The sequence below is a fragment of the Hyphomicrobium sp. genome, from assembly GCF_019744875.1.
Classification (GTDB): domain Bacteria; phylum Pseudomonadota; class Alphaproteobacteria; order Rhizobiales; family Hyphomicrobiaceae; genus Hyphomicrobium_C.
This window is the reverse complement of record NZ_JAIETU010000005.1, coordinates 1-22,932: the sequence shown is the minus strand read 5'-3', so window position 1 is coordinate 22,932 and position 22,932 is coordinate 1. Positions and strand designations below refer to the sequence as shown.

22 protein-coding genes are annotated in these 22,932 nt (G+C 59.9%); 12 read left to right on the top strand and 10 right to left on the bottom strand.

Going from position 1 to position 22,932, the window contains the following annotated elements; genetic code table 11:
- Positions 1-8 precede the first annotated feature (8 nt).
- Together K2Y42_RS10155 and K2Y42_RS10150 are read left to right on the top strand one after the other, a co-directional pair.
- On the top strand, positions 9-386 hold the full coding sequence (locus K2Y42_RS10155) for a hypothetical protein (protein ID WP_291151874.1): 378 nt from the start codon (positions 9-11) through the stop codon (positions 384-386).
- 15 nt (positions 387-401) lie between these two features.
- Positions 402-848 carry a cold shock domain-containing protein gene (locus tag K2Y42_RS10150; protein ID WP_291151873.1) on the top strand — a complete coding sequence of 149 codons (447 nt, stop codon included), beginning with the start codon at positions 402-404 and terminating at the stop codon, positions 846-848.
- A 9-nt stretch (positions 849-857) separates the two neighbouring features.
- Here K2Y42_RS10150 and K2Y42_RS10145 read toward each other — a convergent pair whose 3' ends face one another.
- Both K2Y42_RS10145 and K2Y42_RS10140 read right to left on the bottom strand, forming a co-directional pair.
- The gene (locus tag K2Y42_RS10145; RefSeq protein ID WP_291151872.1) at positions 858-1,607 is read right to left on the bottom strand and encodes an N-6 DNA methylase; all 750 of its coding nucleotides are present in this window, start codon (positions 1,605-1,607) and stop codon (positions 858-860) included.
- Positions 1,608-1,861: 254 nt separating this feature from the next.
- Complete coding sequence (locus tag K2Y42_RS10140) at positions 1,862-2,770, bottom strand: zincin-like metallopeptidase domain-containing protein (RefSeq protein ID WP_291151871.1); 909 nt, start codon at positions 2,768-2,770, stop codon at positions 1,862-1,864.
- A 330-nt stretch (positions 2,771-3,100) separates the two neighbouring features.
- Between K2Y42_RS10140 and K2Y42_RS10135 the strand changes: the two genes are divergently transcribed.
- On the top strand, positions 3,101-3,754 hold the full coding sequence (locus K2Y42_RS10135; protein ID WP_291151869.1) for a hypothetical protein: 654 nt from the start codon (positions 3,101-3,103) through the stop codon (positions 3,752-3,754).
- Positions 3,755-3,897: 143 nt separating this feature from the next.
- Here K2Y42_RS10135 and K2Y42_RS10130 read toward each other — a convergent pair whose 3' ends face one another.
- The 3 genes from K2Y42_RS10130 to K2Y42_RS10120 form a co-directional block, all read right to left on the bottom strand.
- On the bottom strand, positions 3,898-5,193 hold the full coding sequence (locus tag K2Y42_RS10130) for a hypothetical protein (protein ID WP_291151866.1): 1,296 nt from the start codon (positions 5,191-5,193) through the stop codon (positions 3,898-3,900).
- A gap of 81 nt (positions 5,194-5,274) precedes the next feature.
- Positions 5,275-8,796, bottom strand: coding sequence for a hypothetical protein (locus tag K2Y42_RS10125; RefSeq protein ID WP_291151863.1), 3,522 nt, complete (start codon positions 8,794-8,796; stop codon positions 5,275-5,277).
- Positions 8,793-10,328, bottom strand: coding sequence for a hypothetical protein (locus tag K2Y42_RS10120; protein WP_291151861.1), 1,536 nt, complete (start codon positions 10,326-10,328; stop codon positions 8,793-8,795). The genes K2Y42_RS10125 and K2Y42_RS10120 overlap by 4 nt, the downstream gene beginning before the upstream one ends.
- A 282-nt stretch (positions 10,329-10,610) precedes the next feature.
- Between K2Y42_RS10120 and K2Y42_RS10115 the strand changes: the two genes are divergently transcribed.
- On the top strand, positions 10,611-11,225 hold the full coding sequence (locus K2Y42_RS10115) for a recombinase family protein (protein WP_291151858.1): 615 nt from the start codon (positions 10,611-10,613) through the stop codon (positions 11,223-11,225).
- A 7-nt stretch (positions 11,226-11,232) separates the two neighbouring features.
- Here K2Y42_RS10115 and arsH read toward each other — a convergent pair whose 3' ends face one another.
- The 4 genes from arsH to K2Y42_RS10095 are packed head-to-tail and all read right to left on the bottom strand — an operon-like array spanning position 11,233 to position 13,923.
- Positions 11,233-12,051 carry an arsenical resistance protein ArsH gene (gene arsH, locus K2Y42_RS10110; protein ID WP_291151855.1) on the bottom strand — a complete coding sequence of 273 codons (819 nt, stop codon included), beginning with the start codon at positions 12,049-12,051 and terminating at the stop codon, positions 11,233-11,235.
- Positions 12,048-12,473: an arsenate reductase (glutaredoxin) gene (gene arsC, locus K2Y42_RS10105; protein WP_291151852.1), complete on the bottom strand. Its 426-nt coding sequence runs from the start codon at positions 12,471-12,473 to the stop codon at positions 12,048-12,050. The genes arsH and arsC overlap by 4 nt, the downstream gene beginning before the upstream one ends.
- Complete coding sequence (arsB, locus tag K2Y42_RS10100) at positions 12,470-13,534, bottom strand: ACR3 family arsenite efflux transporter (RefSeq protein ID WP_291154013.1); 1,065 nt, start codon at positions 13,532-13,534, stop codon at positions 12,470-12,472. The genes arsC and arsB overlap by 4 nt, the downstream gene beginning before the upstream one ends.
- Before the next feature lie 35 nt (positions 13,535-13,569).
- Entirely contained in the window at positions 13,570-13,923 is a 354-nt protein-coding gene (locus tag K2Y42_RS10095) for a metalloregulator ArsR/SmtB family transcription factor (RefSeq protein WP_291151849.1), read from the bottom strand.
- 160 nt (positions 13,924-14,083) lie between these two features.
- On the opposite strand from K2Y42_RS10095, the gene K2Y42_RS10090 reads away from it, so the two are divergent.
- The 8 genes from K2Y42_RS10090 to K2Y42_RS10055 all read left to right on the top strand — a co-directional run bounded on the left by K2Y42_RS10090 (position 14,084) and on the right by K2Y42_RS10055 (position 20,616).
- Positions 14,084-15,085 (top strand): PstS family phosphate ABC transporter substrate-binding protein, encoded by a 1,002-nt coding sequence (locus tag K2Y42_RS10090; protein WP_291151846.1) that lies wholly within the window; start codon positions 14,084-14,086, stop codon positions 15,083-15,085.
- Positions 15,086-15,154: 69 nt separating this feature from the next.
- On the top strand, positions 15,155-16,096 hold the full coding sequence (gene pstC / locus K2Y42_RS10085) for a phosphate ABC transporter permease subunit PstC (RefSeq protein WP_291151844.1): 942 nt from the start codon (positions 15,155-15,157) through the stop codon (positions 16,094-16,096).
- Positions 16,096-17,043, top strand: a complete 948-nt coding sequence (pstA, locus tag K2Y42_RS10080) for a phosphate ABC transporter permease PstA (protein ID WP_291151843.1) — start codon at positions 16,096-16,098, stop codon at positions 17,041-17,043. The genes pstC and pstA overlap by 1 nt, the downstream gene beginning before the upstream one ends.
- A gap of 29 nt (positions 17,044-17,072) precedes the next feature.
- Positions 17,073-17,885 (top strand): phosphate ABC transporter ATP-binding protein PstB, encoded by an 813-nt coding sequence (gene pstB / locus K2Y42_RS10075; RefSeq protein WP_291151840.1) that lies wholly within the window; start codon positions 17,073-17,075, stop codon positions 17,883-17,885.
- 26 nt (positions 17,886-17,911) lie between these two features.
- A complete protein-coding gene (gene phoU / locus K2Y42_RS21255) occupies positions 17,912-18,631 on the top strand; it encodes a phosphate signaling complex protein PhoU (RefSeq protein ID WP_366512379.1) in 720 nt (239 codons plus the stop codon).
- Positions 18,632-18,715: 84 nt separating this feature from the next.
- A complete protein-coding gene (locus tag K2Y42_RS10065) occupies positions 18,716-19,231 on the top strand; it encodes an arsenate reductase ArsC (protein ID WP_291151835.1) in 516 nt (171 codons plus the stop codon).
- 20 nt (positions 19,232-19,251) lie between these two features.
- Positions 19,252-20,151: a helix-turn-helix domain-containing protein gene (locus tag K2Y42_RS10060; protein ID WP_291151832.1), complete on the top strand. Its 900-nt coding sequence runs from the start codon at positions 19,252-19,254 to the stop codon at positions 20,149-20,151.
- A 141-nt stretch (positions 20,152-20,292) separates the two neighbouring features.
- Complete coding sequence (locus tag K2Y42_RS10055; RefSeq protein WP_291151829.1) at positions 20,293-20,616, top strand: hypothetical protein; 324 nt, start codon at positions 20,293-20,295, stop codon at positions 20,614-20,616.
- Positions 20,617-20,890: 274 nt separating this feature from the next.
- Here K2Y42_RS10055 and K2Y42_RS10050 read toward each other — a convergent pair whose 3' ends face one another.
- Positions 20,891-22,702, bottom strand: a complete 1,812-nt coding sequence (locus K2Y42_RS10050) for a ParB N-terminal domain-containing protein (protein WP_291151826.1) — start codon at positions 22,700-22,702, stop codon at positions 20,891-20,893.
- Between the last annotated feature and the right edge of the window lie 230 nt (positions 22,703-22,932).

Here is a 22,932-nt window from a genome sequence, read left to right as displayed (position 1 = left end):
GGTTTGACATGAAGGAAGAAGCCATGCGGCTGCGAGTTGAGAAGTGGTTCGCGGATACAGGTGATAATCCGCAGGATCTTCTCGATAGCTTTCTCGACCGGTTTGACGATCCGACGAGCTCGCAAGCCCGCGATCGCGAGCAGGATGTCATTCTTGCCATTGATGATGTCATCGAGGCAGCGCCCAGATCGTCAATCAATCGCGTAAGGGCCGTAAACTGGGCGAAGGCGCAGCGCACGTTGATCGGCGTCAGCGTTCTTCTCTCGGTTCACTGGCCTGATCTATCGGCTGATGAGCAGAAGCTGGCGGAATACGAGGCCGCTGGCTTCGACGATGTCTATCATTCGCGTCTGCTCGAGATGCGCGAGGAAGCCTTCGGCGTTTAGCGTGCGGGGTGTGCGATGATCAATCTTCTGACGCGGCGGCACGTCACAATGGGCCTGGCGACATGTGCAGCGGCTGCGGCGCTGCCGTTCTCCCGTTGGCGAGCGGCCGGCGAACCGGAGCGTCCGGGTCTGGTTCGCTTCACCGGGCGCATCAAATGGTACGACCCGGTGAAGGGTTATGGATTCATCGTGCCGGACGGCGATCTGGTAAGTGCAGACGTGCTGCTGCATCGCGTGTGCCTGGAGAATTCCAGGTTAGTGGAAGTCCCGGAAGGCGCGAGCGTTATTGCTCATGCGGTGAGGAGGCCCAAAGGCTGGCAGGCGTTCCTGATCATTTCGCTCGATGTCAGCACGGCGACGCCGGAAGCGTCGCGCCCCAGCCGTCTGCATCGGCGGCTGAGCGATATCGAGGTTGCGGAATTGCAGGCATTCGGCAGGTCACGACTGAGCTGGAATGGATGAAGGCGAGCCTCAAAAGAGCTCGAGCTGCCCTTTGCCGCGCGGCGCGCCGGCCGCTTTGGGCGCGGAATCGGCGATGATACCCGTCACTTTGTCTGGCTCGATACGGAATCGCCAGCCGCCAAGTACGCGCGCCGGCGTGTGCCAATGGCTCCATTCCTCGAGCGTGAGGGCGTTCCCGTGCACGATAACGGCCGGGATATGAAGCAGCGACAACTGTATATAGGCCATGTGCACGGCACGGATGTCGACGTCGACGGCGGTGACGTGGAGCGTTTGCTGCTGGTTGAAGCCCGCTTCGCGCATCGCGTGGGCAAGTGCGATTTTCATGGCGCCAGAGCCGACGCACGGCTCGCTCGCGTGAATGAACCCACGATCCTTAATCGTTTGCTTGAGGTCGTCGGTGAGAGAGATCCCAGCCATCAGGCGACAGATGTGATCCGGTGTGAAGAATTGCCCGGCCCATTTGTTCTGAAGTGACAACTCGTGGAACACGCGGCCGAGCACGTCACTCATGTCGTCTTCGAGTGCGAGGGTCAATTCCGCGAACGCTCGCGGAAAGACTTCCAGATCTTCCTTGCGATCGTAGCGTTTGATGATGGCCATGTACGCGGCTTCCCGGGCGGCGCTGTTAGTCCTGTCCACGGCGTTGCTGATTGACGTTGCGGTCATCGCGACGAAGTCGCTGAAAACCGTGAATGTGTCGTGGCGGGGCGATAGTCCAGTGAGCAGCTTTGAGAGGGATTTGATGCGGTCATTCATGTCGTGCCTTTCGCTTTGCGCCCCGGGATTGGGGCGTCGGGCACGAAAGGCGCGCGGCGTTGCCGCCGGCGTCACAGGACCGCCGCGTGCGGCGGAGGCGAAGCCGGTGCCTTGACGCGGTGAGGCGGCCGAACGCGCGCACAGTGCCCGCGTGACGCCCACCGGGAGCATGGAGAGAGCAGGGCAGGGCGCGAGAACGCCCGCCAGCGCAGCGGCTCCCGTGATCGGAGATGATGGAAAGAGAGAGCGGCCCGTCATTCGGGCGGCTGGAGGGACTTCAGGTAGGCGACGGCTTGCGAGGCCCGGGCGGCGGCGGTGAAGATTGCCTTCGGGTCGTCCTTCAGGATTTGCAGCCAGTTGGCGAGGTACTGCGCGTGATCGGGACGCGTGTCCTGAGTGATGGCGAGCTCAGCGCAGAGGAATGCGGCCCCAATTTCGGCGACAAGTTCCTCGGCGGCATAGGCATCGCGTTTGAACCGCGGCTCGAGATTTCGATCGCAGCGGTGCTTCGGAAGAGTCCAGTGAATCGCCTCATGACAGAGGACGGCGAAATAGCCTTCGTCACGAGTCATCGTGTCGGTGCCGGTGAACAACTCCTCGTCCGGCATCTGGATGTGATCGGTCGACGGGCGATAGAAGGCGCGATCGCCGCCGTGTTTGACGATGGCTTGCGTATTCGCGATGAAGCGATCGACGGCATCAATCCGCTCGATAGGCCCAAGGCGCACAGGTTCGGGCGGCGGCGAGAAGCCTTCGACCTCAGCGGCATTGAAGACGAAGGACGCGCGCGCGACGCGGCGTTTGCCGTCATCGTCGGCAGTATCGGGCGCAGGCTCGACCTCGAATTCCTTGTAGAAGACGACGAGTTCGCTCTTGGCGCCCTTGACGACCTGCGCGCCGATCTCGGCCCACTGCTTGTAGGTAGCCCAGACTGGCGAGGAGAAGCCGCGCGTCTCGGCGGCGACCCATAGGTTGACGACGTTGATGCCGTTGTAGGGTTTCTTCGACATCGCGTTTTCCGGCATCCACAGCGGTGCGCCGCTTTTTCGCCAAGGCATTTGCGGCTTGCCGGGATCGGCTTCGATGGCGGCGACGAGCCGGTCGGTGATGGTTTGATGGAGATCGCGCTTCGGCGCGTGTGTGGCTTTCAATTTCGTCGTCATGCTCAAAGTCCCTCCGGTTGCACCGCCCGGGATGAGCGGTTTCGATGCGAACCGGGGGCGGCGGATAAGCGGGCGCGGAACCCGAGCTGGGGCGAGGGCGGCCTGCGTGAGCAGAGTCCGTGCGGAGCATTGAAGCGCCCGCGCGCCGGCGCAGAGAGCATTGTGAAGAAACCGCTGCTCCGGGCGGCCGAGTGAGGGTCAGTGGTGCTTACGGCGTAGAAAGGCCATCGGCACGTGAGATGGGGGTCAAAGACCGCTTAGGTAGGCCGACAAAGGTGACCGATGCAGGCGGAGAACAGGCACAGCGAAACGACGACGTGTGGAGGAGCGATGCGAAAGATTTCAAGGCGGACGTTGATGCTGGGTGTTGCGGCCGTGGGAGCGGTGGCATCGGTGGGATTGCCGCGACTGGCGGCGGCAGAAGAGGTTTGCGAGGAGGCGCTGTCGTGGGCGGCTCGTCTCGGCAGTGTGGCGCTCAATGCGGGTGAGCGTCTTGAATGCGGATGGTGCCGCATGCATTTCGGAAGTTCGGCATTTCTTGTCTCGGATCGGTTCGTGCAGGCGACGCTGCCGTGCGCCAACGGTTATGACGTCCTGTCGCCGGGCGGAAGCCGCGTGTTGCTGGCGACTCGGCACGAAGAGGTTGGGGACGGTATCGACCACGTTCCGATACGTGTCGTTGATGTCCTTGCGCGCGATCATCCGCAGTCAGTTCTAAAACGCCGGGAGGCAGACGCGGCGGCGCGGCGCAATGCCTGGTGGCATCGATTTCAAGTCGATGCCGCAGGAGCCTATTGGGTTAAGAGGTTTCACGACGACAGGATGATGGTGTTCGCCGAGATGGTGCGTTGCGAGGAAATATCGAACAAGAGCGAGACCATGTGGGTTTTGCTCGGCGAAAGCTGGGACGGCGTTCATGTTTTTGAGGTTCGTCGCGGCGCAAACGCGGTCGTCAATCCGGGCATTGATTGGTGGCAAACCTGAGCGGAGCTCATGACCCCAAAAAGTTCGAAGTGATCCGTGCTAGTCGGTCAGGTGCAGTCGGATCAGCGATCCCGTTTATATTGCTCTCATGCCGTCACCGGTTGCGCTTTGTTTGTTAGGTGTTTAAGTCCTTCATCCACTCGCTATTTCGCGCAGTAGGCAAAACATTCAACGCCGTTCTGCCCTGTGCATGCGCATGCGGTGCTGCCAGATGGCGAAACGTCCAAGTTTCCGGAATTTCCGCTACAGCCGGTCCGAAGATAAGTGGCCGGGCAAGTGGCGGTACATGATTGACTGCCCAGGCCGGTCTTGAGGCATGTTGCCGTCGTTACCGCCAAAGCACCACTCGCCGGCACGGCCCACGTATTATCCCCGCGAAGGAAGGTCGTGGCGCTTTTTGTACCGGTTGCCGAGAGCTTGGTCGTCGCCACGATGGTCGCGTTGAGAATCTCGGTGTTAGTGATCGAGTTCGCCGCGATTTTTGCCGTGGTGACGGAATCCGCCGCCAGATCTGCCGTGGCGATCGTTCCATCGAGGATTTCCGTCGTCGTCACTGCGCCCGTTGCGATATCCGCCGTCAGGATGGAGTTGTCGGTCAACGCGCCCGCCGTGATCGTGATCGGCCCGCCGATGGTAACGCCGGAGGCGTATTCGCCCGCATAGTTCAGGTGGAGCATTCCGGCCTCAGTCCCGAGCAATGCCAGCCTCCGCGTCGCACCGCTTGTACCCGAACCGCCCTGTATCCAGACGTCATAGGTGTTTCCGGCACCGGCCTGGTCAATTCGAACTTGGCCGGTGGTACTCACGGAAATACCTTCGGCTCCCGAATCTCCATTGATCCAGTTTGTGCCCAGCACGAGAGTCTGCGTCGCCGTGTGGTTACCAAGGTCATCGCCACCCGAGATGGCTGCCCATGTGCCATCACCGCGCAAATACGTCGTCCCGTCCGCGGTACCAGTCCCGAGGCGCGCGGTGGGCACGGTACCGGAAGCAAGGTTGGAAGCATTCAGGGATGTCAAGTTCGCGCCGGACACAGCAGGAAGTGTTGCAGGAAAACGTGCGTTGGGAATTGTGCCGGAGCCAAGGTTAGATGCGTTGAGCGCCGTCAGCGCCGTGCCGACACCGGAAAATGATAAGCCCGTGATCGCGCCGGCGTTGGTAACCGCAAAGCCGCCCATGTCGAGAGCTTGCGTGGCCGTGTGGTTGCCGAGGTTGTCGACGGTTCCGGCAAAACTGACGCCCAAGTTGATCCAGTTCGTGCCGTCGCAGAACTGAACGCGTTTGTAGGTGGTGTTGTAATACATGTCGGCTTCGACCCCGGCGGGCGTCGTGCAGTCTGCTTTCGCTGCGAGAGGCGCGAGCATCACCAGCGCAAGCGCGGCGATTCCCCTCAGCCGGATCAGCGATCCCAATTTCTTCCCCGTTTTTTCTGCTCTCATGTCTCCACCGTTTCTTTGTTTTGTTGGACCGGAGTTCCGGTTGAAATATCTATCCGCGCGGAAACCCGCCACGCGCCCGGACTATTGAAGGCAAACCGCGTAGCAGGTGGAACTATTCGTATCGTATGAACATTCGCACCCGTTTGTGCCGACCGGTCTTACTCCCAAAGCTGGCTCTGCAGAGCCTGAGGAGAATGATCCGTTCGGTGTATGACTGCAGCTGACTCGAATAGTGCCAGCCGGGCAGCTGATGGTGGTTCGTGTACGAAATAGGTTTTGAGAAACTATCGATGCCGTGCCAACCAGACCGCCCGTTGCAGGCACGGCCCATGTATTGTCCCCGCGCAGGAAGGTCGTGGCACTCGGCGTACCCGTCGCCGAAAGTTTGGCGATGGTGACCACGCTATCGGCGAGTTCCGAAGATGTGACCGCGTTCGGTGCGATGTCTGCCGCCACGATCGTATCTGCCGCAATCTCTGCCGTCGTCACGGCGTTGGCGGCGATGTTCGTCACCGTCGTTCCCGCCGTCATCGTCACGTCGCCTGTTAGGGCTGGCATACGCGCCGCCGCGACCGTGCCGGCGTTGAGGTTCGAGACATCGCGGTAGTAGGCACTGTCCTGACCGTCGAGCAGGTCTGCGTCTAGGGTCGAGCCTGTTCCGTCATTGGCGGCATGCCAGACCTTGTGCGCCGCCGCTCCCATGCTCCATCCGCCGATCTTGAGCTGGTTGTCGGTATCGAGACCGAAGTAGACGGCATATGAGCCCGGACGATGAAATGTGACGAATGCCGCGCCCGCTGTTCCGCCCGTACCGAGCGATCTTGCTTCAAAGGCCCCCAGTGAAGAAGTTGCGGTGGCCATGGCTTGCGATTCCGCCAGTCCTCCCGTCGAAATAATCCGTCCGGTTGTCGATCCGCCAGCTCCCAGATTATCTCCGCCAGACACGGCGGCCCACGTGCCGTCACCGCGCAGGTAAGTCGTGGCGTTCGCCGTACCCGTTCCTAGGCGTGCCGTCGGCACTGTCCCCGACGCCAGGTTCGACGCGTTCAGAGTTGTCAGCGACGCGCCGGAGCCCGCAAAGGATCCGCCCGTCACCGTGCCTTGAACCGACAGGTTTGTGGATGAGCTTCCCATGCTGAACAAATGGAGCGTATTTGGCGAATTACTGGTGTTGAAAATTCGGAAGTCGCCTTGATGAACGTCCGTCGACCAGACGGGGTAGCCTGTGGCACCGGACCAATTGATCTGCGCACCTTCGTTCGTGGCAGCTTCTGCGCCAAGATTCACCACACCGCCGGACGTCGCCCCCCCGACAGTGAGAGCGGTTGCGGATAGCTGCATTTGCTGAGTGCCTGTCGACACGGATGTGCCGCCGATGCGCCATCTGTGGTTCGTACCGGCCCAGTTGGTGAGAGTGCCGGATTCAACCCCCGTCCCATAGGTGTTGGAATACCAGAGAACCTTGTCGGTGGCCGCTTCTGAGAAATCGACGACGTTTGCGCCCATGAGCAGGGTCGTAGTCGCTGTATGATTGCCGAGATCATCGCCCGTGCCAGCAACGACCGTCCCTGCGGAACCCGTGGCCTTGAACAGGCGAACGCTTTGCGTCGCGATGTGATCCCCAAGGTTGTCCGCGACGCCGCCCGATCCGCCGCCGACATAATTGAACGCTTTATTCTCGGTATAAAGCTGGGCAATGGTTTTGCTTATGCAGTCGTAACCCGCCATACCCGTATGCGTTTGATAAGCCTGTGTGCTGCCATTGAACTGAACATTGTAGCTTGCAGGACCGAACGGGTAAGCGTACAGCCCCCTGTCTGCGGAATTTACCTGAGAGGCCACCAACACCAGTTGGACGGTGCCATTAGTACACTTGATCGCATCCGGCCAGTTTTCAATAACCGTGCTGCCGGATCCACCACTGCCCCCGCTGGCGTTATCCGCGGCGCAGGCCCAGGCCGTGCCGTTCCATTTGGGAACCTGCCCGCTAGAACATGACAGACCCGACAGCGTATCCGCGGGGACAGGCATGTTCTGGTCGCAGACGATGGCCGAGCCGTCGTTGTTCCCGATACACCATTTCGAAGACTGGATCGTGCCCACCTGCGGGTCGGCTTCGGTGAAGCCCGTGCCCGATGCCACGCGCGCATCGACGTAGGCCTTGGAGGCCGCGTCCTGCGCCAGCGTCGGATCGAGCAGGTTGGTGATCTTGCCTGCCGTCATGTCCAGCGTGCCGCCGACCGCCGCGTTGTTCGTCACCGCCAACGCATTCAGTGTCGACAGGCCGGTTGTTTGCAGGGTGGAAAGCGTCGTCGCGCCCGTGACGCCCAATGTGGTGTCGATGAGGGCGGAATTGATCTGCGCCGCACCCGATGTCGTTAGCGAGGTCAGCGTCGTACCGCCGGTCACGTTCAACGTGCCGCCCACGCCCGCGTTCTGTGTCACGCTGGCGGAGTTCAAGGTCGCCAGACCGGACGTAGTAACAGTGGAAAGCGTCGTATTGCCCGTCACGCCCAGCGTGGAACCGACCGTGGCCCCGCCCGTCGTCGTCAGGTTGTTATTGACCGTCATATCGCCCGACGTCGCCAGCGCGCCGTCATCCGCAACTTGCAGGCCTTCGTCGCCGCCGTCGTTGGACAGCCAGAAACCTTTGAGCTGGATATTTTCTGTGGCTTCGTGGTTGCCCAGGTTGTCGGAACCGCCGGACGGAACCCAGATGGACCCGTCGCAGCGCACCAGCGTGTCGGTGGCGGTGTCGAACGCGAAGGAATCTTCTTCTGTACAGGCATCGTTCAGCGCGATGCTGTCGCTTTCAAACTTCAGGCCGCCGGTTACATCCAGCGGGCCGCTTTTGCCCGCGATCGAACCGGTGGTCAGGCCGATGAAATCGCCCAAACCGCTTTGCGCGTCCAACGCGAAGGTCACGTTGCCGCTTTCATCCTTCACTTCGAGGTTGCGGTTGATCTCCGCCGTTTCGGCGTCGCCCGATTTCAGGTTCCACAGACCTCCGGCCAGCGCAGAGGCTTCACCGTACGTATAACCCAGCACGATATCGTCCGTGCCCGGCGTCTTGTCGAGCGCCGCCGCCGAGGGATAGGCGTTACACGCCGTTTGGAATTGTCTGTCCGGACCCGCCGAAATCACCGCGATCGCATATCCCGTCGCGCCGTTTTCTCCCGTCAGGTAGTTGCCTCCGCCGCAGCCCGCCGTAATCGCACCGTGGTCCCAAACACAATACCCGTACCGCGTATCCCACGGATCGTTCATCGCCGCGCCGATCGCGGCGGGAAGATGTCCCCCGCCGGCCGGTGCGCCGGTGGCGGAAGCTTCGAAGGGGATCGGTTCGACATAGCCGTCGGCGTCGCAGTCGCCGGAATCGGATTGGGAGGTGGCCGCGATCAACGCCAGCTTGGCGGAGGCGATCATGTTGTTCTCGGCGACCGTGCGCTTGGTCACCTCGGACATCGATCTGACTGGTCCCTTCATGATCTGCATGGAGGATGCGCCGACGACGCCGACGAGGGCGACGGCCCCGAAGAGCGCGAAGAACACGTTCCCCGATTGCGAGTAGCGAATGGTTTCGACCATGTGGCGCAAGCTCATGCGTATCTCCCTGCCGGAACGGTTTTGGGGGCAGGTGGTATTGAGAGTAGAGAGAGGCGGCCTGCTCCTTGTTGATGGTGCTGTCGGTTAGACAGAAGGTTGTCTGCCTTCGCGGCCGGCATGGAGAGCAGGACGCTGAGGGAATAACGGCCCGGATACGCGTGCGCGATATCGATGCGGGATTCGATCCGCGCCACCGCATAGGTCAGGGCGGCTGGCATGGAAATCAGAAGATGGGCAAGGGTGCCGCCGGGCTGCGCGACGGCAATCAACGCTTCGAGCGGAGCCACCTTTGTGGCGATGTTGGCCGGGCTCAGCGCGAAGATCGGCGGTGATTTGAGGGCGGCTTCAACACAGCGCGCGAAGGGCACCCGAAGGATCGCAGAAATCTCGGTCAGGCGCGCGACAAGGGTGCCCGGTGCGCAGGTCGCCAACTGCGGATACCGCAAGACTGCCGGAACGATCGTCTCCGCCGAAAGGGAGAGCGCGTCAGCAATACCATGAACGTTGCGGATGATGGTTTCAGGATCGGCTGTGAGAATATCCGGATACTTGATAGCCGCGGTGACGATTGCGGCTTTGGGCACGCCGAAGGACCGAGCAAGATCTTCCAACCGGACTTCCATGGTCGCGCGTTTGACGTTGGCGAGGCTCGGACGGGCAACAATGAGGTGCACCGCTGCCTTCAGCTCTAAGCCAAGCAATTCTGCGAGATTCTCGATGCGTTGCAGGGTCGCGGCGGCAGGAACCTCGAGGATCGTCGCCGTTTGGAGAGCTATCTTTTTGAGATCCGATGCCGCGATCGGCAGGGCGTCCGTCAGAGAATTGAAGCGGTCGATAAGTTTTTCCGGATCGCGCGTGAGAACGTGCGGAGACCGACGCCAGAGCTGACGCGCCTCCGCGGGCGTAAGCCCAAGGCCGTCCGTCAAGCAATCGAGAGTGGCCTGTATGCGCTGCGGCGTGAACGACAAGAGAGAGGACGCGCGCCGGGCAGCGTGGACGATATCGTTAACGGGGGCATCGAGCCGGGCGGCGATTTCCGCAAGACGATCCTTCAAGGCCGCAGGCGATGTCAGCAATGTCGTGGGATTGTTCAGGCCGAACGCGACACATTCGGTGCGTGGGAGGTCGAGGACGCCCTGCAACTCGGTAACCCGGTCGGCGACCGTGTGCGGCGCTGCCACAAACAATCCGGGTGACCGGAGCGCAGCGGAAATCACGGCCGCGCGATCGATGCGCAGTTCGCCAGCGATCTTGCAGATCCGTTCGTCGACGGTTGCCGGTGATTGGTAGAAAAGGGCAGGGTTCTTGAGAGCGGCCCGGAGGTAGATACCTGCTGTTAAATCCAGGAGCGCAGATACTTCCGCGATGTTGTTGCAAAGCGTTTCCGGGAGAAGGCGGAGCAGACGCGGATGGCGGCAAGCGGCGCCTGCCAGTACCTCGGGCGATATTGTAGTTCCGGCTAACGAGGTCAGCAGCTCGGCGAGTGTTCGCAAGCGAGCGACGTGCTGAGCAGGCAGCGCGTCCAGCAATGGCGTAGTCGATAAAACTTCGTGCAGTCTCCCTCGCCCCCTTTCCCTCGCTCGCCGTGCATAAACGGTCGTTTCTGGGATTACGCTTAATTCTACTATAATTCAAATGAATGAATTATTAATAGCCTTTCAATCCACGTAAATCATTGAAATGGCATTTCCCTATTTGATCACCTTTCCCAACGTTACGTCAAAAACCCTCGCATTCAAAAACGACCGTTTTTGGTTGCGCCGGATCTTTATGATCATGTCCCGAGAATGCTGGGGTTGGGGCGGCTCAACATGAAGCTTGGCCGAAGTGTCGGATACGCGCGTGTCTCGACCGATGATCAGAACCTGGATCTCCAGATCAACGCCCTGCGCTCGGCGGGATGTGACGTGATATTTCAAGATCAGGGGTTGTCAGGTCTGGCGCTCCGTCGGCCGGGGCTGGAGGAGACGCTGTCGTCTTTGTCGGCTGGTGATGTGCTCGTCGTCTGGAGATTGGACCGTTTAGGACGCTCTCTACTCGATCTGCTAGGAACCATCGAGAGGCTTCACGTCAGAAAGGTTGGCTTTCGCTCTTTGACGGAGACGATCGATACGACCAATGCCACCGGCCGGCTCATGTTTCAGATCATGGGCGCGCTTGCGGAGTTCGAACGTTCGTTGATCGCGGAGAGGACGAAGGCCGGACTCAATGCAGCCAGAGAGCGGGGAGTGCGTCTTGGTCGGCCGAGTGCGATCACTCCCGAACAGATAGAAGCGGCCCGGGTTCTATGTGATCAGGGCGTAAAGCAGGTGCAAATCGCATCGGCACTTGGAATCTCGAGTTCGACGGTGTCTCGCATCGTCTGTGTGAAGGAGGGACGGACCGGTTTGAAAAGCCCCCGCAAAGAACACAGTGACGCAACGTAACGAGCCACTATCGGCCATTTTGTTCTGGCGCACAGCAACTGGTCCCGCAGCACGGCGTCGTGTCAGCCACGGGGGCATCGACTTCATGCGTCACCGCAGCCGTGAAATTGACGCGCCTTGAAAGCTCCTCGGCGCTTTCCTTGCGCTCGCTGTAGCGATCGACGAGATAGGGTGCGCGGCCACGAAGCAGCAGCGTAAATTTGGCGAGTTCCTCCATCACATCGACCACGCGGTCATAATATGATGACGGCTTCATGCGCCCGGTGTCGTCGAATTCGTTGAAGGCTTTGGCGACAGAAGATTGGTTCGGGATCGTGAACATGCGCATCCAGCGACCAAGGACGCGCATCTGGTTCACGGCATTGAACGATTGCGATCCCCCGCAGACTTGCATGACGGCGAGCGTCTTGCCCTGCGTCGGCCGGACGGCCCCTACGGACAACGGAATCCAATCGATTTGAGCCTTCAATATTCCGGACATGGCGCCATGCCGTTCTGGTGAACACCACACCATGCCTTCGGACCACGCGGCCAGTTCGCGCAACTCGCGCACCTTCGGGTGGGTGTCGGGCGCACCATCGGGCAACGGCAACTCCCGCGGATCGAAAACTCGCGTGTCGCAACCGAACAACTCGAGGAGACGCTGCGCCTCGAGCGCCAGGAAGCGACTGTAAGATCGTTCGCGCAGAGATCCATAGAGCAGAAGTATACGCGGCTTGTGCGTGAGCGCGGCCTTCTTCTCCGCATCCGCCGCGCGGGGGATGCGCAAAGAACCGGCTTCGATATTGGGCAGGTCGCTTAATGCTGACACTGTGAACTCGTTCATTCGCCGTTCCTTCCGGGCACCAATTCTCCATCCTCCTTGGTGAAGTCACCGATCGAAGGATTGGGCAGGATGTCAAGCACGGCTTCGGATGGGCGGCAGAGCTTGACGCCAAGCGGCGTGACGACGATGGGGCGGTTGATGAGGATCGGATGCGCCATCATGGCGTCGATCAGCGCATCATCGCTCAACGCGGAATCGTCGAGACCAAGCTCGTCATAGGGCGTTCCCTTACGGCGCAGCAAATCGCGCGCGGTGATTCCCATCCTGCCAATAAGGTCGACCAGCTCCGCCCGGCTGGGAGGTGTATTCAGGTACTCGATAACCTGAGGCTCAGCGCCGCTCTGGCGAATCATGGCCAGCGTGTTGCGGGAGGTTCCGCAGGCCGGATTGTGATAAATTGATATCTCTGGCGACGTGCTCACGAAACGTGCTCCAGGGGCTGCTTGTTAGACGCCTTTTTGATGCCGTCCTCGTACCAGCCCTTCGAGGCATTCACGATGTAAACGACAGACAGCATCACCGGTACTTCGATAAGGACACCCACGACGGTTGCGAGTGCCGCGCCGGAATTGATGCCGAAAAGGCTGATGGCTGCTGCGACGGCGAGTTCGAAGAAGTTGCTGGCACCGATCAGCGCAGACGGGCCGGCCACGCAATGCTGCTCGCCGACAATCCGATTGAGCAGATAGGCCAGTCCGGAATTGAAGTAGACCTGGATCAGGATAGGCACTGCCAACAGACCGATGATGAGTGGCTGCTCGATGATTTGCCGTCCCTGGAACCCGAACAGCAGGACCAGCGTCGTCAGAAGCGCCAGAAGGGAAATTGGCTGCAAGACCCCTAGAATCTTCGACAAGGCTTCTTGCCCGCCCCGCGGAAGTATGGCCTTGCGGATTATCTGAGCGATCAGAACCGGGATGACGATGTAGAGGACGACGCTAAGGACAAGCGTTGCCCACGGCACAGTGATCGCCGAAAGCCCAAGGAGCAAACCCACCAGCGGCGCAAACGCGAATATCATGATGGTGTCGTTCAGGGCTACCTGAGACAGCGTGAAATGCGGCTCGCCCCGGGTGAGGTTACTCCACACAAAGACCATCGCTGTACAGGGCGCCGCAGCCAGCAGGATCAGCCCCGCCATGTAGGATTCGATCTGATCGGCTGGAAGATAGGGCCGAAAGAGGTAGCCGATAAACAGCCAACCAAGGGCGGCCATCGTGAACGGTTTCACCGCCCAATTGATGAATAGCGTGACGCCGATGCCGCGCCAGTAGGACTTGACCTGATGCAGGGCGGAAAAGTCGATCTTGACCAGCATCGGGATGATCATCAGCCAGATCAGCACCGCCACTGGGAGATTGACCTTGGCAATCTCGGCGGACCCTATCGCCTCGAACACGCCTGGCAGAAAATGGCCGAGCGCAATTCCGGCGACCATGCACAGCACCACCCAGAGCGTCAGGTAACGCTCGAAGAATGGCATTGATGGCTGGGCTGAAACAGACTCGTGTGGGGCCGTCATCTCGCGCTTCCTTTACTCGTTGCCAGTGTTTTGGCTTTCCGAACCGGAGCCCCGCAGAGTTCCGGCTGCCCCTGACAACAGTCTTCGGTCAAAAAATCCAACAGCCTTCGCATGCCTTCGACGTGAACCGCGTAGCGGATGTAGCGCCCTTGCCGGGTCGCATGGATCAAGCCAGCCCTATCGAGCTCTTTCAGGTGAAAGGACGCGCCGGTCGGTGTCGCACCGACCTGCTCGGCTATCTCTCCTGCGGGGAGGCCATTGGGACCCATCCGCACGAGAAGACGGAAGATGCGAAGGCGGTGTTCGTGCGCCAGCGCGGCGAGCGAGGAAACGGCGGTATCGATATCCATATCCCAACACTACAACGATTCTTGAAACGTGCAAGAAAAATCAAATCACTTGTCGATAACTCTGGACATAACGACAAAGAACTGCTACCTGCGCCCCGATATGTCGGCATCTCTCGACATATCAAATATCGGCTTTCATACCGATCAGAGAGGGAGCGACATGAGTTTCAAAGCGTTCATCGGCGGAATCGCGTTTTCCGCCTCGCTGTTGACCGTCAATGCCGCCATGGCACAGACCATCGTGGCAGCGGACGGCTCGTCCACGGTGTTTCCGGTGACCGAGGCGATGGCCGAGGAGTTCCAGAAGGCAAACCCGGACATCAAGATCACGGTCGGAATGTCGGGTACCGGCGGTGGCTTCAAAAAATTCTGCCGGGGCGAGACAGACATTTCCAACGCCTCGCGGCCGATCAAGGCGGAGGAACAGAAGGTCTGCAAGGAAGCTGGCATCGAGTACATCGAGCTTCCTGTTGCACTCGACGCACTGACGGTCATTGTTCATCCGTCGAACACATGGGCCGAACAACTCACTGTCGCAGAGCTCAAGAAGATCTGGGAGCCGGAGGCCCAGGGCAAGATCACCAACTGGAACCAGGTCCGCGCGGGTTTTCCGGATAAGCCGCTTGTTCTCTTTGGCGCCGGCATCGACTCGGGCACCTACGACTACTTCACTGCGGCGACGGTTGGAAAAGAGCACTCGAGCCGCGGCGATTTCACGGCGTCCGAGGATGACAACGTCCTCGTCCAGGGCGTCGCAGGCGATCCCAATGCGCTCGGCTTCTTCGGCCTCGCTTATTTCGAGCACAACGCCGACAAGCTGAAAGCGGTGAAGATCAAGGCGAAAGATGATGCCCCGGCCGTAGAGCCTACCGTCGAGAACGCCCGCTCGGGCAAGTACCAGCCGCTTTCGCGCCCGATCTTCATCTACGTCAACAAGAAGTCGGCGACGGAAAAGCCGGCCGTAGCCAAGTTCGTGGAGTTCTACCTCAATACGAAGAACGCCATCGAGCTTGTGAAGGAAGTTGGCTACGTCCCGCTGCCGGAGAACGCCATCGAGGCGTTCAAGCAGCGCTTCGCAAATCGCGAGATCGGAACAGGCTTTACGGGCTCCAAGATCGGCGTGTCCGTGGACGATCTTCTGAAAGAGCAGTTGGTCTACTGATCTCGTTGCTGGCAGGGAGCCCTCCGCTCCCTGCCAGTCTTTTCTCAATAACATAAAGGAGCGCGACCTGTGGTCTCGCAATCCCATGCCACCGCTGCCGCCGATCCGTTCGAAGTCTCCGAGGCGTTTCTGAAGCGCCGCCGTTTGGTCGATCTCACCATGCGCTGCATTCTGTTCCTGGCGGCGAGCCTTTCGATCCTGGTCACCGCCGGCATCGTCTATGTGCTCGTCAGCGAGGCAGCGCACTTCTTCGCCCAGGTCTCCATTGTCGATTTCCTCACCGACACGCAATGGACGCCGGTCTTCCAGGAGAAGCACTTCGGGATCATGACGCTTGTGTCCGGCACGCTGATGACCTCGGCGATCGCGCTGATCGTTGCCGTTCCGGCCGGTACGATACTTTCAATCTATCTGAGCGAGTTTGCGCAGCCGCAGGTGCGGGAAGCAATCAAACCGATCCTGGAGCTGATCTCCGGCGTCCCAACGGTTGCGTTCGGCTACTTCGCGCTCCTGTTCGTCACGCCGCTGTTCCAGACATTCATTCCGGGACTTTCGGGATTCAACCTTCTCGTGCCCGGCATCGTCATCGGCATCATGATACTGCCATTCATCGTATCCGTGAGCGAGGATGCCATGCGTGCGGTGCCCAACTCTTTGCGGGAAGGCGCTTACGCGCTCGGTTTTACCCGCCTTCAAACAAGCGTCAGGGTCGTCATTCCGGGTGCGTTCTCCGGCATCACGGCCGCCTACATCCTTGGCATGTCGCGGGCGGTCGGTGAGACAATGGTCGTTGCCATCGCCGCCGGCCAGCAAGCCAAGATTGCGGTCAACCCGCTCGAGGGTGCGGCGACGATCACCGCCTATATCGTCCAGATCAGCCTTGGCGATCTCCCGCACGGATCGATCGCGTACCTCACCATCTTTGCGGCAGGGCTGACGCTTTTCGTCATCACCTTCCTGTTCAACATCCTCGCGTTCTGGCTGCGCCGTAAGTACCGGGAGGTCTACTGATGACCGAGCAAGCAATCGTGACGCAAGAAGCGCAGGCACGCGCACTGTCGGACGATGAGATCGTGCGCAAGGCACATCGCTCGGAGACCAGATTTGCCCTCATCGGTCTTACTGTCCTTATCGTCACTATGATCGTTCTGATGGCCCTGATCGTCGATTTTGCCATCGATGGAATGGCGCGCATCGATAGGGACTTCCTGACGAGCTTCCCATCCAGGCGACCGGGCGAGGCGGGCATTCTATCGGCGTGGGTCGGTACCGCGCTTGTGATCCTGGTCACTGCCGCGATGGCCGTGCCGCTCGGCGTCGCCGCCGGTCTCTATCTTGAGGAGTACGCCAGGACGAACTGGATCACCGACCTCATAGAAATCAACGTCTCCAATCTCGCGGGTGTGCCGTCGATCATCTACGGCTTGCTTGCGCTCGGTCTCTTCGTCCAGACCTTCCAGTTGGGACAGACCATCTTCGTGGCAGGCCTGACGCTCGCGCTGCTGATCCTTCCTATCATTATCGTCGCAACGCGGGAGGCGGTCCGTTCCATTCCGCTCGAAATCCGCGAAGCCGCCTACGGTCTCGGTGCCGACAAATGGCAGACGGTCAGTGGCTACATCCTTCCCGCCGCTCGGCCCGGCATTCTCACGGGAGCTATCGTCGGGATGTCCAGGGCCATTGGAGAGACAGCGCCCATCATCACAATCGGCGCACTCACCTTCATCGCCTTCCTGCCGCCGTCGCCAATTCAGTCGACCTTTCCCTACGTCAACGCCGACTGGCTGAACTCGCCATTCACGGTGCTGCCTATCCAGATGTTCAACTGGATTTCGCGTCCTCAGGCGGGATTCCACGTCAACGCCGCAGCGACGGGCCTGATCCTTCTCGCGATGACGCTGCTTATGAACGGGCTCGCGATCTGGCTGCGCTACAAAATTCGCAAGGGCATCAGATGAAACCCGAATTTACCCGACCGGAGACATTCATGCACGGAAGCGTAGACGGAGTGGCTCAGGCCGACCTGGCGCACAACGCGGCTCAGTTGCGCGCTGAGGTCAAGAAGCTGAGCTTCTACTATGGAACTAGCCAAGCCCTAAAATCCGTCGATCTCCCCATCGTCGATCGCCAAGTGACGGCGTTGATCGGCGCTTCGGGATGCGGCAAGAGCACGCTGCTTCGTTGCTTCAACCGCATGCACGACCTTTATGTTGGCAATCGATATGAAGGCAGCATCACCCTCTATCCGGAAAACCTGGATATTGTTGGGCCCGGGGTCGATCCGATGCTGGTCCGCCTGCGCATCGGCATGGTGTTCCAGAAGCCAAATCCTTTTCCGAAGTCGATATTCGACAACGTCGCTTCCGGGCTCTACATCCGCGGAGTCAAGACACGAGCCATCGTCGAGCAGCGTGTCGAGCAGTCCCTGCGTCAGGCTGCGCTCTGGGAAGAGGTAAAGGACCGCCTTCACCAGTCTGCTTACGGCCTTTCGGGCGGACAGCAGCAGCGGCTTTGCATCGCGCGTGCGCTTGCACCCAACCCGGGCCTGATCCTCTTTGACGAGCCGACCTCCGCCCTTGACCCGATTGCGACGGCGAAGATCGAGGAACTCGTCGATCAATTGCGCCTCAACTACACGATCGTCATCGTCACCCACAACATGCAGCAGGCCGGCCGCATCTCGAACTTCACGGCCTTCATGCATCTCGGTCAAATGCTCGAATACGCGCCTACGAAGCAGTTTTTCACGGCACCCGAGCACCCGAAGACGCAGGAATACATCACCGGCCGGTTCGGCTGACGTGCAAAGTTGAGAGGCCGGCTCGTATGCAAAATCCACACACGGTGCGCTCTTTTGACGATGAAATCGGAGGCCTGAGAGCCAAAGTCGGCATCCTGGGCGAAAGGTCCGCCGAGCAGCTCTCGGGCGCGATCAAAGCCCTTGTCGACCACAACGTCGACCTAGCCCGCCTCACGGTCCTTGAGGATGACACAATCGATCTGCTTGACACACAGATTGAGAAAGAAGCGGTGACCCTGATCGCGCGCCGTCAGCCCATGGCGATTGATCTGCGCGAAATCGTTGGCGCGTTCCGGATCGCGGCGGAGCTTGAGCGCATCGGCGATCTTGCAAAGAACATCGCCAAGCGCGCCGAAGCGCTGGGTCCACACCCCCTCCCAGATCACCTCGCCGTCCGTATGGACGCCATGGCGACAATGGCCTCTCATCAACTCTCGCAGGTCTTGCAGGCCTATGATCACCGGGATCCTGAGGCGGCCCTCGAAGTTCGCGAGAGCGACGTAAAGCTGGACGAACTCCACACCGAATTCTTTGCCGATGCGCTTCGCGTGATCGAAAGCGACGGAAGTCGGGCAGCTCAGACCGCCCACCTCTTGTTTTGTGCAAAGAACCTCGAGCGCATCGGCGATCACGCGACGAACATTGCCGAGAGCGTCTACTTGATCTCAACCGGCATTGACCCGACGGAGAAGCGTCGCAAGCGCGACGACAGCAGTACGCTTATGCCCCGCGTTCACAGCACGTGAGTTGATCCATCCAGCCTGAAAACGGCTTGCCATCGTCCACAATATATCGATATATCTCGACATAAAGATACTTATGAGGCTCGTATGAACCGTCCTTACAATGTGCTCTTCCTCTGCACGGGTAACTCCGCTCGCAGCATCCTGGCGGAAGCGATCATGAACCGTGAAGCGATCGGGAAGTTCAAAGGCTACAGCGCCGGGTCGATGCCCAAGGGTGAGGTGCATCCCTATACGCTCGATCTGCTCGGTAACCTCAACTATGACACGAGCAAGTTTCGCTCGAAGAGCTGGGAGGAATTCTCAAAACCCGGCGCTCCCGAACTCGATTTCGTGTTCACCGTCTGCGACAATGCCGCCAACGAGGCATGTCCGCTCTGGCCGGGGCAGCCGATGACCGCCCATTGGGGTGTCCCCGATCCGGTTGCTGCTACCGGTACCGAGGCCGAGCGCCGCTTTGCGTTCGCCGATACCTACCGGATGCTCAATCAGCGTATCTCGATCTTCGTCAATCTTCCGATCCACAGCCTTGACCGGTTGACCTTGCAGAAGAGGTTGGACGACATTGGCAGCACCTCCGCGGAGACAGCTGCCGCATCTTGAACACGGACCGACCAGCAGGCATGAACGGAAACAATCGGCTTTCGGCAGCAGAAACCGCTGCCATCTTCGCGGCATTGTCTCAGGAGACACGGCTTGAGGCCTATCGGCTGCTGTTGCGCTACCAGCCCTTCGGGCTTGCCGCTGGTGATATCTCCCGTCTGCTAGCCGTTCCTCACAATACGCTGTCCACGCATATGTCCTTGCTCCAGAGTGCTGGGCTCGTGCGGTCGAGGCGCGAAGGCCGGTCCATCATCTTCGCGGCCAATCCGGTCCGGCTCGCGGCTGCCGAGGCATTCCTGGATCAGGGGCGGGCGCGACCACGCAAGGCTTCCTCAACAACGCAAAGCCAGGCCACGACTTTCCCCCGCAAACGCAGCGAGGAGGATCTGAACAGGAAGCGGTACAATGTGCTGGTGCTCTGCACAGGCAACACAGCGCGTTCAATCATGGCGGAGGCTATCCTCAATCGTGAAGGCCAAGGCCGCTTCCACGCTTATTCAGCCGGCAGTAGTCCAAAAAGCAAACCCCACCCCAACGGTCTCGAGCTGCTTGGCGATCTGGGCTACGACACCCGTGGCCTCCGTTCGAAGTCGTGGATGGAATTCGCGGAGCCCGGTGCGCCGAAAATGGATTTCATCATCACCGTCTGCGACAGAGCGGCCGGTGAGGCGTGTCCCCATTGGCCTGGTCACCCTCTTGTCGCGCACTGGGGCATCCCCGATCCCGCCTCTGTGGCGGGCCCCGTTGAGGAAAAGCATGCTGCCTTCCAGGAAGCGTACCGACAGCTGATGAACCGTCTTACGGCCTTCCTCAACCTTCCATTCGATGACTTGAGTCTCTCGGATCTCAAGATCCGTCTTGCTGAGATCGGGCAAATGGAAGGAGCCACGGAAATGACCGTCACCGGTAGAGCGGCGTGAGCCCGCACTCTCTGACACGTGACCGTGCTTGGGCCCGGACGCGCTCTATGACTTGCGCCGAGTCCGATTCGGCGCGCGGCGAAAGCGGTCAATAACTCCGCGAGCGTATGCGCATGCAGCGGAACTGAAGGGAATTCTTCAATGCAGATTGGGCATCGAAGTGTGATCTGGATAACGGAACTTGGAGCAGGTCGCGTCTTCGAAGTTCGCACGGCGGAAGGCTTCGCAGCAGAATACGGCGCCGATCCTGCAGCTCTAGTGGCGTCGAACATAAAGGATGGGCGACCGCTTGCAGATGCCTTTGAGATCGCTGCGGGCTATGAGGCCGCACTGGAGATACAGAAGCGAAAGGGGCAACAGGTAGCCTTTAATGACGTAATCGAGGTTGAAGGACGCAAATACCAGGTAACACATCGCCCCGGAGGATATGCATGGGACGAGGTGGAACTGCTGTCGCTCCCCTGATCAAGACTTGTACCGTTCTTGCCTCCCGTGAGGCGCACCGGACGATGGATCAAAGGTAGCCGTTGGCGCTCGTAGGCTCATCGTGCGGGGCCAAGCACCCGTGCGATCGTTTCGGCGCGCGAGAGTGAAAGCGTGTTCTGGAGCTCGCAAATGCGGGCCGCGACGGCCAAAGGCGAATTCGCAAACAATTTGGAGATCCGCGATATAATCGGCGGTATTACAAAAAGCCGCCTCGCTTGCGCAAGGCGGTTGCAGCCAGTCGATGTCAACATGTTCAGGCGGTTGGCTTGCGCCGGTTCGTCAAAGGGCGATCGGTATAGCTGGAGGCGGGAAATACCATCCACCGCGGTTGCCAGTCGGTGACTTTCTCCCGGCCGTCGCCTGCGAGCGCCTTGCGGATGATGGTCTTCTTCTTGGTGCCGGTGTCAGTGAGATAGGTTTCGGCGTGGATCTTGCCGATGACCTCGATCAGCATTTCATTCAAAACCTGCTTGTCGCGGACAAGCTCGAAGAAGATGTCATCGGGTTCCCATGTCTTCGTCACGTCGACGTTCATGGCAGTGCCAAGGGCGTCAACGATCTCGGTACCCAGGGCGAGCGTTTCGGCGGTGACAACAGCGAGCAGGCGCAGCACGTCAGCATCGGAGAGTGTCTGGAGATGGGCAAAGATGATGCCGGTGCGGCTGTGGTCCCAGGAAGAGGCGGTGAGGGCATCGTCTCCCGAGGTTTCATCCTCGCCCTCTTCGGTGGGTTGTTGGGGCAGTAGGGCAATAACAGCGGCGCGCTGTTCGGCAAACGCGCGGTCGGCCGGGAGGGCGGAAAGGGCTGCAGCAATTTTGTCGGTGGTTGCGCGGCGGGGTTCACGCTTGATTAGCCAGTGGGTCGATCCGGCGGCGAGCTGAGCGACGGCAAGCCGGAGCGCAAGCTTTGGCGTTGTGGCAAGCTTGGCACGGACGGCCGAGTGGCGGACGAGATCGATGTAGTTGGCAAGCGGTTCGGAAAGCTCCGGTCGTTCGGTGGTCGCAGGCTCGTCGGCCTCGTCTCCGTCACCGCCGTCATTCTCGCCATCGCCCTCGCTTGCAGCCGTTTTGTCGACCTTCTTAGTGAAGCGGCGTAGGTCGTCGTTGTGCACAAGACCTTTCGTGGTCTCCACGCTACCGTCTGCGGAGACATTGATGACGACATGGCCTCCCTTTGCCTTGGTGAGAGGGCTGTAGTTCCAACTTTGATAATGCTCGGACGGGTCGATGACATGTACGGCGGACCAGCCGCTCGCTTCCAGTTGCTCCTTTTGTGCGGCAATGGCGGTGTTCTGGAGCTGCCAGAATTCTTCGGCATCCGAGAAGTAGGCGTCGTCACCGAACAGGTCGTGTGCGATGGGCGCTTTGTAGTCGGCGATGTCGAACAGTGCGACGGATGTTTTGATTGCTGCGCCGCCCAGCAGCCACGCGCGCAACTGCCACCTCGGCGGAACATTCTCGCCGTTCTGGCGGGCCGTTGCGTAGGCGCGCTGCTTTTCTTTGCTGGCGAGGGTGAGTAGCTGAACGTCGGCACCGCTAAGGTCTCCCTGTCGGTAGAGCTTCTTGATCTCGGGGATCAGGGCACCCAGGGCGAGGCGGCGGTTGACCAGCTGCTCAGAAATCCCAAATGCATGGGCGATGTCCGCAACGCTGCGGCCCTTGTTCTTGAGGGCGAGAAATGCGTCCATCTCGTTGAACATCTCTATCGGCAGCCGTTCGACGTTCTCGGCAAGCGAAGCTTCGATGGCCAGGGCGTCGTCTCCGGGTTCGAGGATGACGGCGGGGATGGAGTCGGTGTCGGGGTGTCCGGCCTTGTTGAGATTTTGGAATGCGAGCGTGCGGCGCTCACCGGCAACCACTTCGTAGGTGGTGCCGTCCGTGTCGAGGCGGACCAGAATGGGGTTCAGGAGGCCGACCGATGCGATGGTGGCGGCAAGCGAGGACACATCCTTGCTCTTGTACTTCCTGACGTTGATTTTCGAAAAATTGAGGCAGGCGAGGGGGACGTTCTTGATGGGGCGGGTGACGGGTCTGGCGGGGGACTTTTCGAGGACGTTTGCGGTCATGAGATGTCCTTTACGCACTGATACAAAAGAGCCTGAAAACTGGCTTTCTCCAGTCTCAGAATCCTAGCATATGTTCCCTGTTTGTTCTAGTTTCAATGGTGTTTTCAGAAAAGTTTCTCAGGGGCTTCTCGACGAGAATTGCCCGTATCGGGGCATGGTTTTCGGAGCTACCGTAATTGAGCGAGCAAGCGGGACGGTGATGTGGCTTCCTCGTAGTCTGGCGAAAAAAC

Coding starts and splice junctions, on each gene's coding strand:
- K2Y42_RS10090 (WP_291151846.1), top strand. CDS start 14,084: ATGAGTTTCAAAGCGTTCATCGGCGGAATCGCGTTTTCCGCCTCGCTG.
- pstA (WP_291151843.1), top strand. CDS start 16,096: ATGACCGAGCAAGCAATCGTGACGCAAGAAGCGCAGGCACGCGCACTG.
- K2Y42_RS10125 (WP_291151863.1), bottom strand. CDS start 8,796: ATGAGCTTGCGCCACATGGTCGAAACCATTCGCTACTCGCAATCGGGG.
- K2Y42_RS10050 (WP_291151826.1), bottom strand. CDS start 22,702: ATGACCGCAAACGTCCTCGAAAAGTCCCCCGCCAGACCCGTCACCCGC.
- K2Y42_RS10155 (WP_291151874.1), top strand. CDS start 9: ATGAAGGAAGAAGCCATGCGGCTGCGAGTTGAGAAGTGGTTCGCGGAT.
- K2Y42_RS10095 (WP_291151849.1), bottom strand. CDS start 13,923: ATGGATATCGATACCGCCGTTTCCTCGCTCGCCGCGCTGGCGCACGAA.
- K2Y42_RS10145 (WP_291151872.1), bottom strand. CDS start 1,607: ATGAATGACCGCATCAAATCCCTCTCAAAGCTGCTCACTGGACTATCG.
- arsH (WP_291151855.1), bottom strand. CDS start 12,051: ATGAACGAGTTCACAGTGTCAGCATTAAGCGACCTGCCCAATATCGAA.
- phoU (WP_366512379.1), top strand. CDS start 17,912: ATGCAAAATCCACACACGGTGCGCTCTTTTGACGATGAAATCGGAGGC.
- pstB (WP_291151840.1), top strand. CDS start 17,073: ATGCACGGAAGCGTAGACGGAGTGGCTCAGGCCGACCTGGCGCACAAC.
- K2Y42_RS10065 (WP_291151835.1), top strand. CDS start 18,716: ATGAACCGTCCTTACAATGTGCTCTTCCTCTGCACGGGTAACTCCGCT.
- K2Y42_RS10060 (WP_291151832.1), top strand. CDS start 19,252: ATGAACGGAAACAATCGGCTTTCGGCAGCAGAAACCGCTGCCATCTTC.
- K2Y42_RS10140 (WP_291151871.1), bottom strand. CDS start 2,770: ATGACGACGAAATTGAAAGCCACACACGCGCCGAAGCGCGATCTCCAT.
- K2Y42_RS10115 (WP_291151858.1), top strand. CDS start 10,611: ATGAAGCTTGGCCGAAGTGTCGGATACGCGCGTGTCTCGACCGATGAT.
- K2Y42_RS10055 (WP_291151829.1), top strand. CDS start 20,293: ATGCAGATTGGGCATCGAAGTGTGATCTGGATAACGGAACTTGGAGCA.
- arsB (WP_291154013.1), bottom strand. CDS start 13,534: ATGCCATTCTTCGAGCGTTACCTGACGCTCTGGGTGGTGCTGTGCATG.
- K2Y42_RS10130 (WP_291151866.1), bottom strand. CDS start 5,193: ATGAGAGCAGAAAAAACGGGGAAGAAATTGGGATCGCTGATCCGGCTG.
- K2Y42_RS10150 (WP_291151873.1), top strand. CDS start 402: ATGATCAATCTTCTGACGCGGCGGCACGTCACAATGGGCCTGGCGACA.
- K2Y42_RS10135 (WP_291151869.1), top strand. CDS start 3,101: ATGCGAAAGATTTCAAGGCGGACGTTGATGCTGGGTGTTGCGGCCGTG.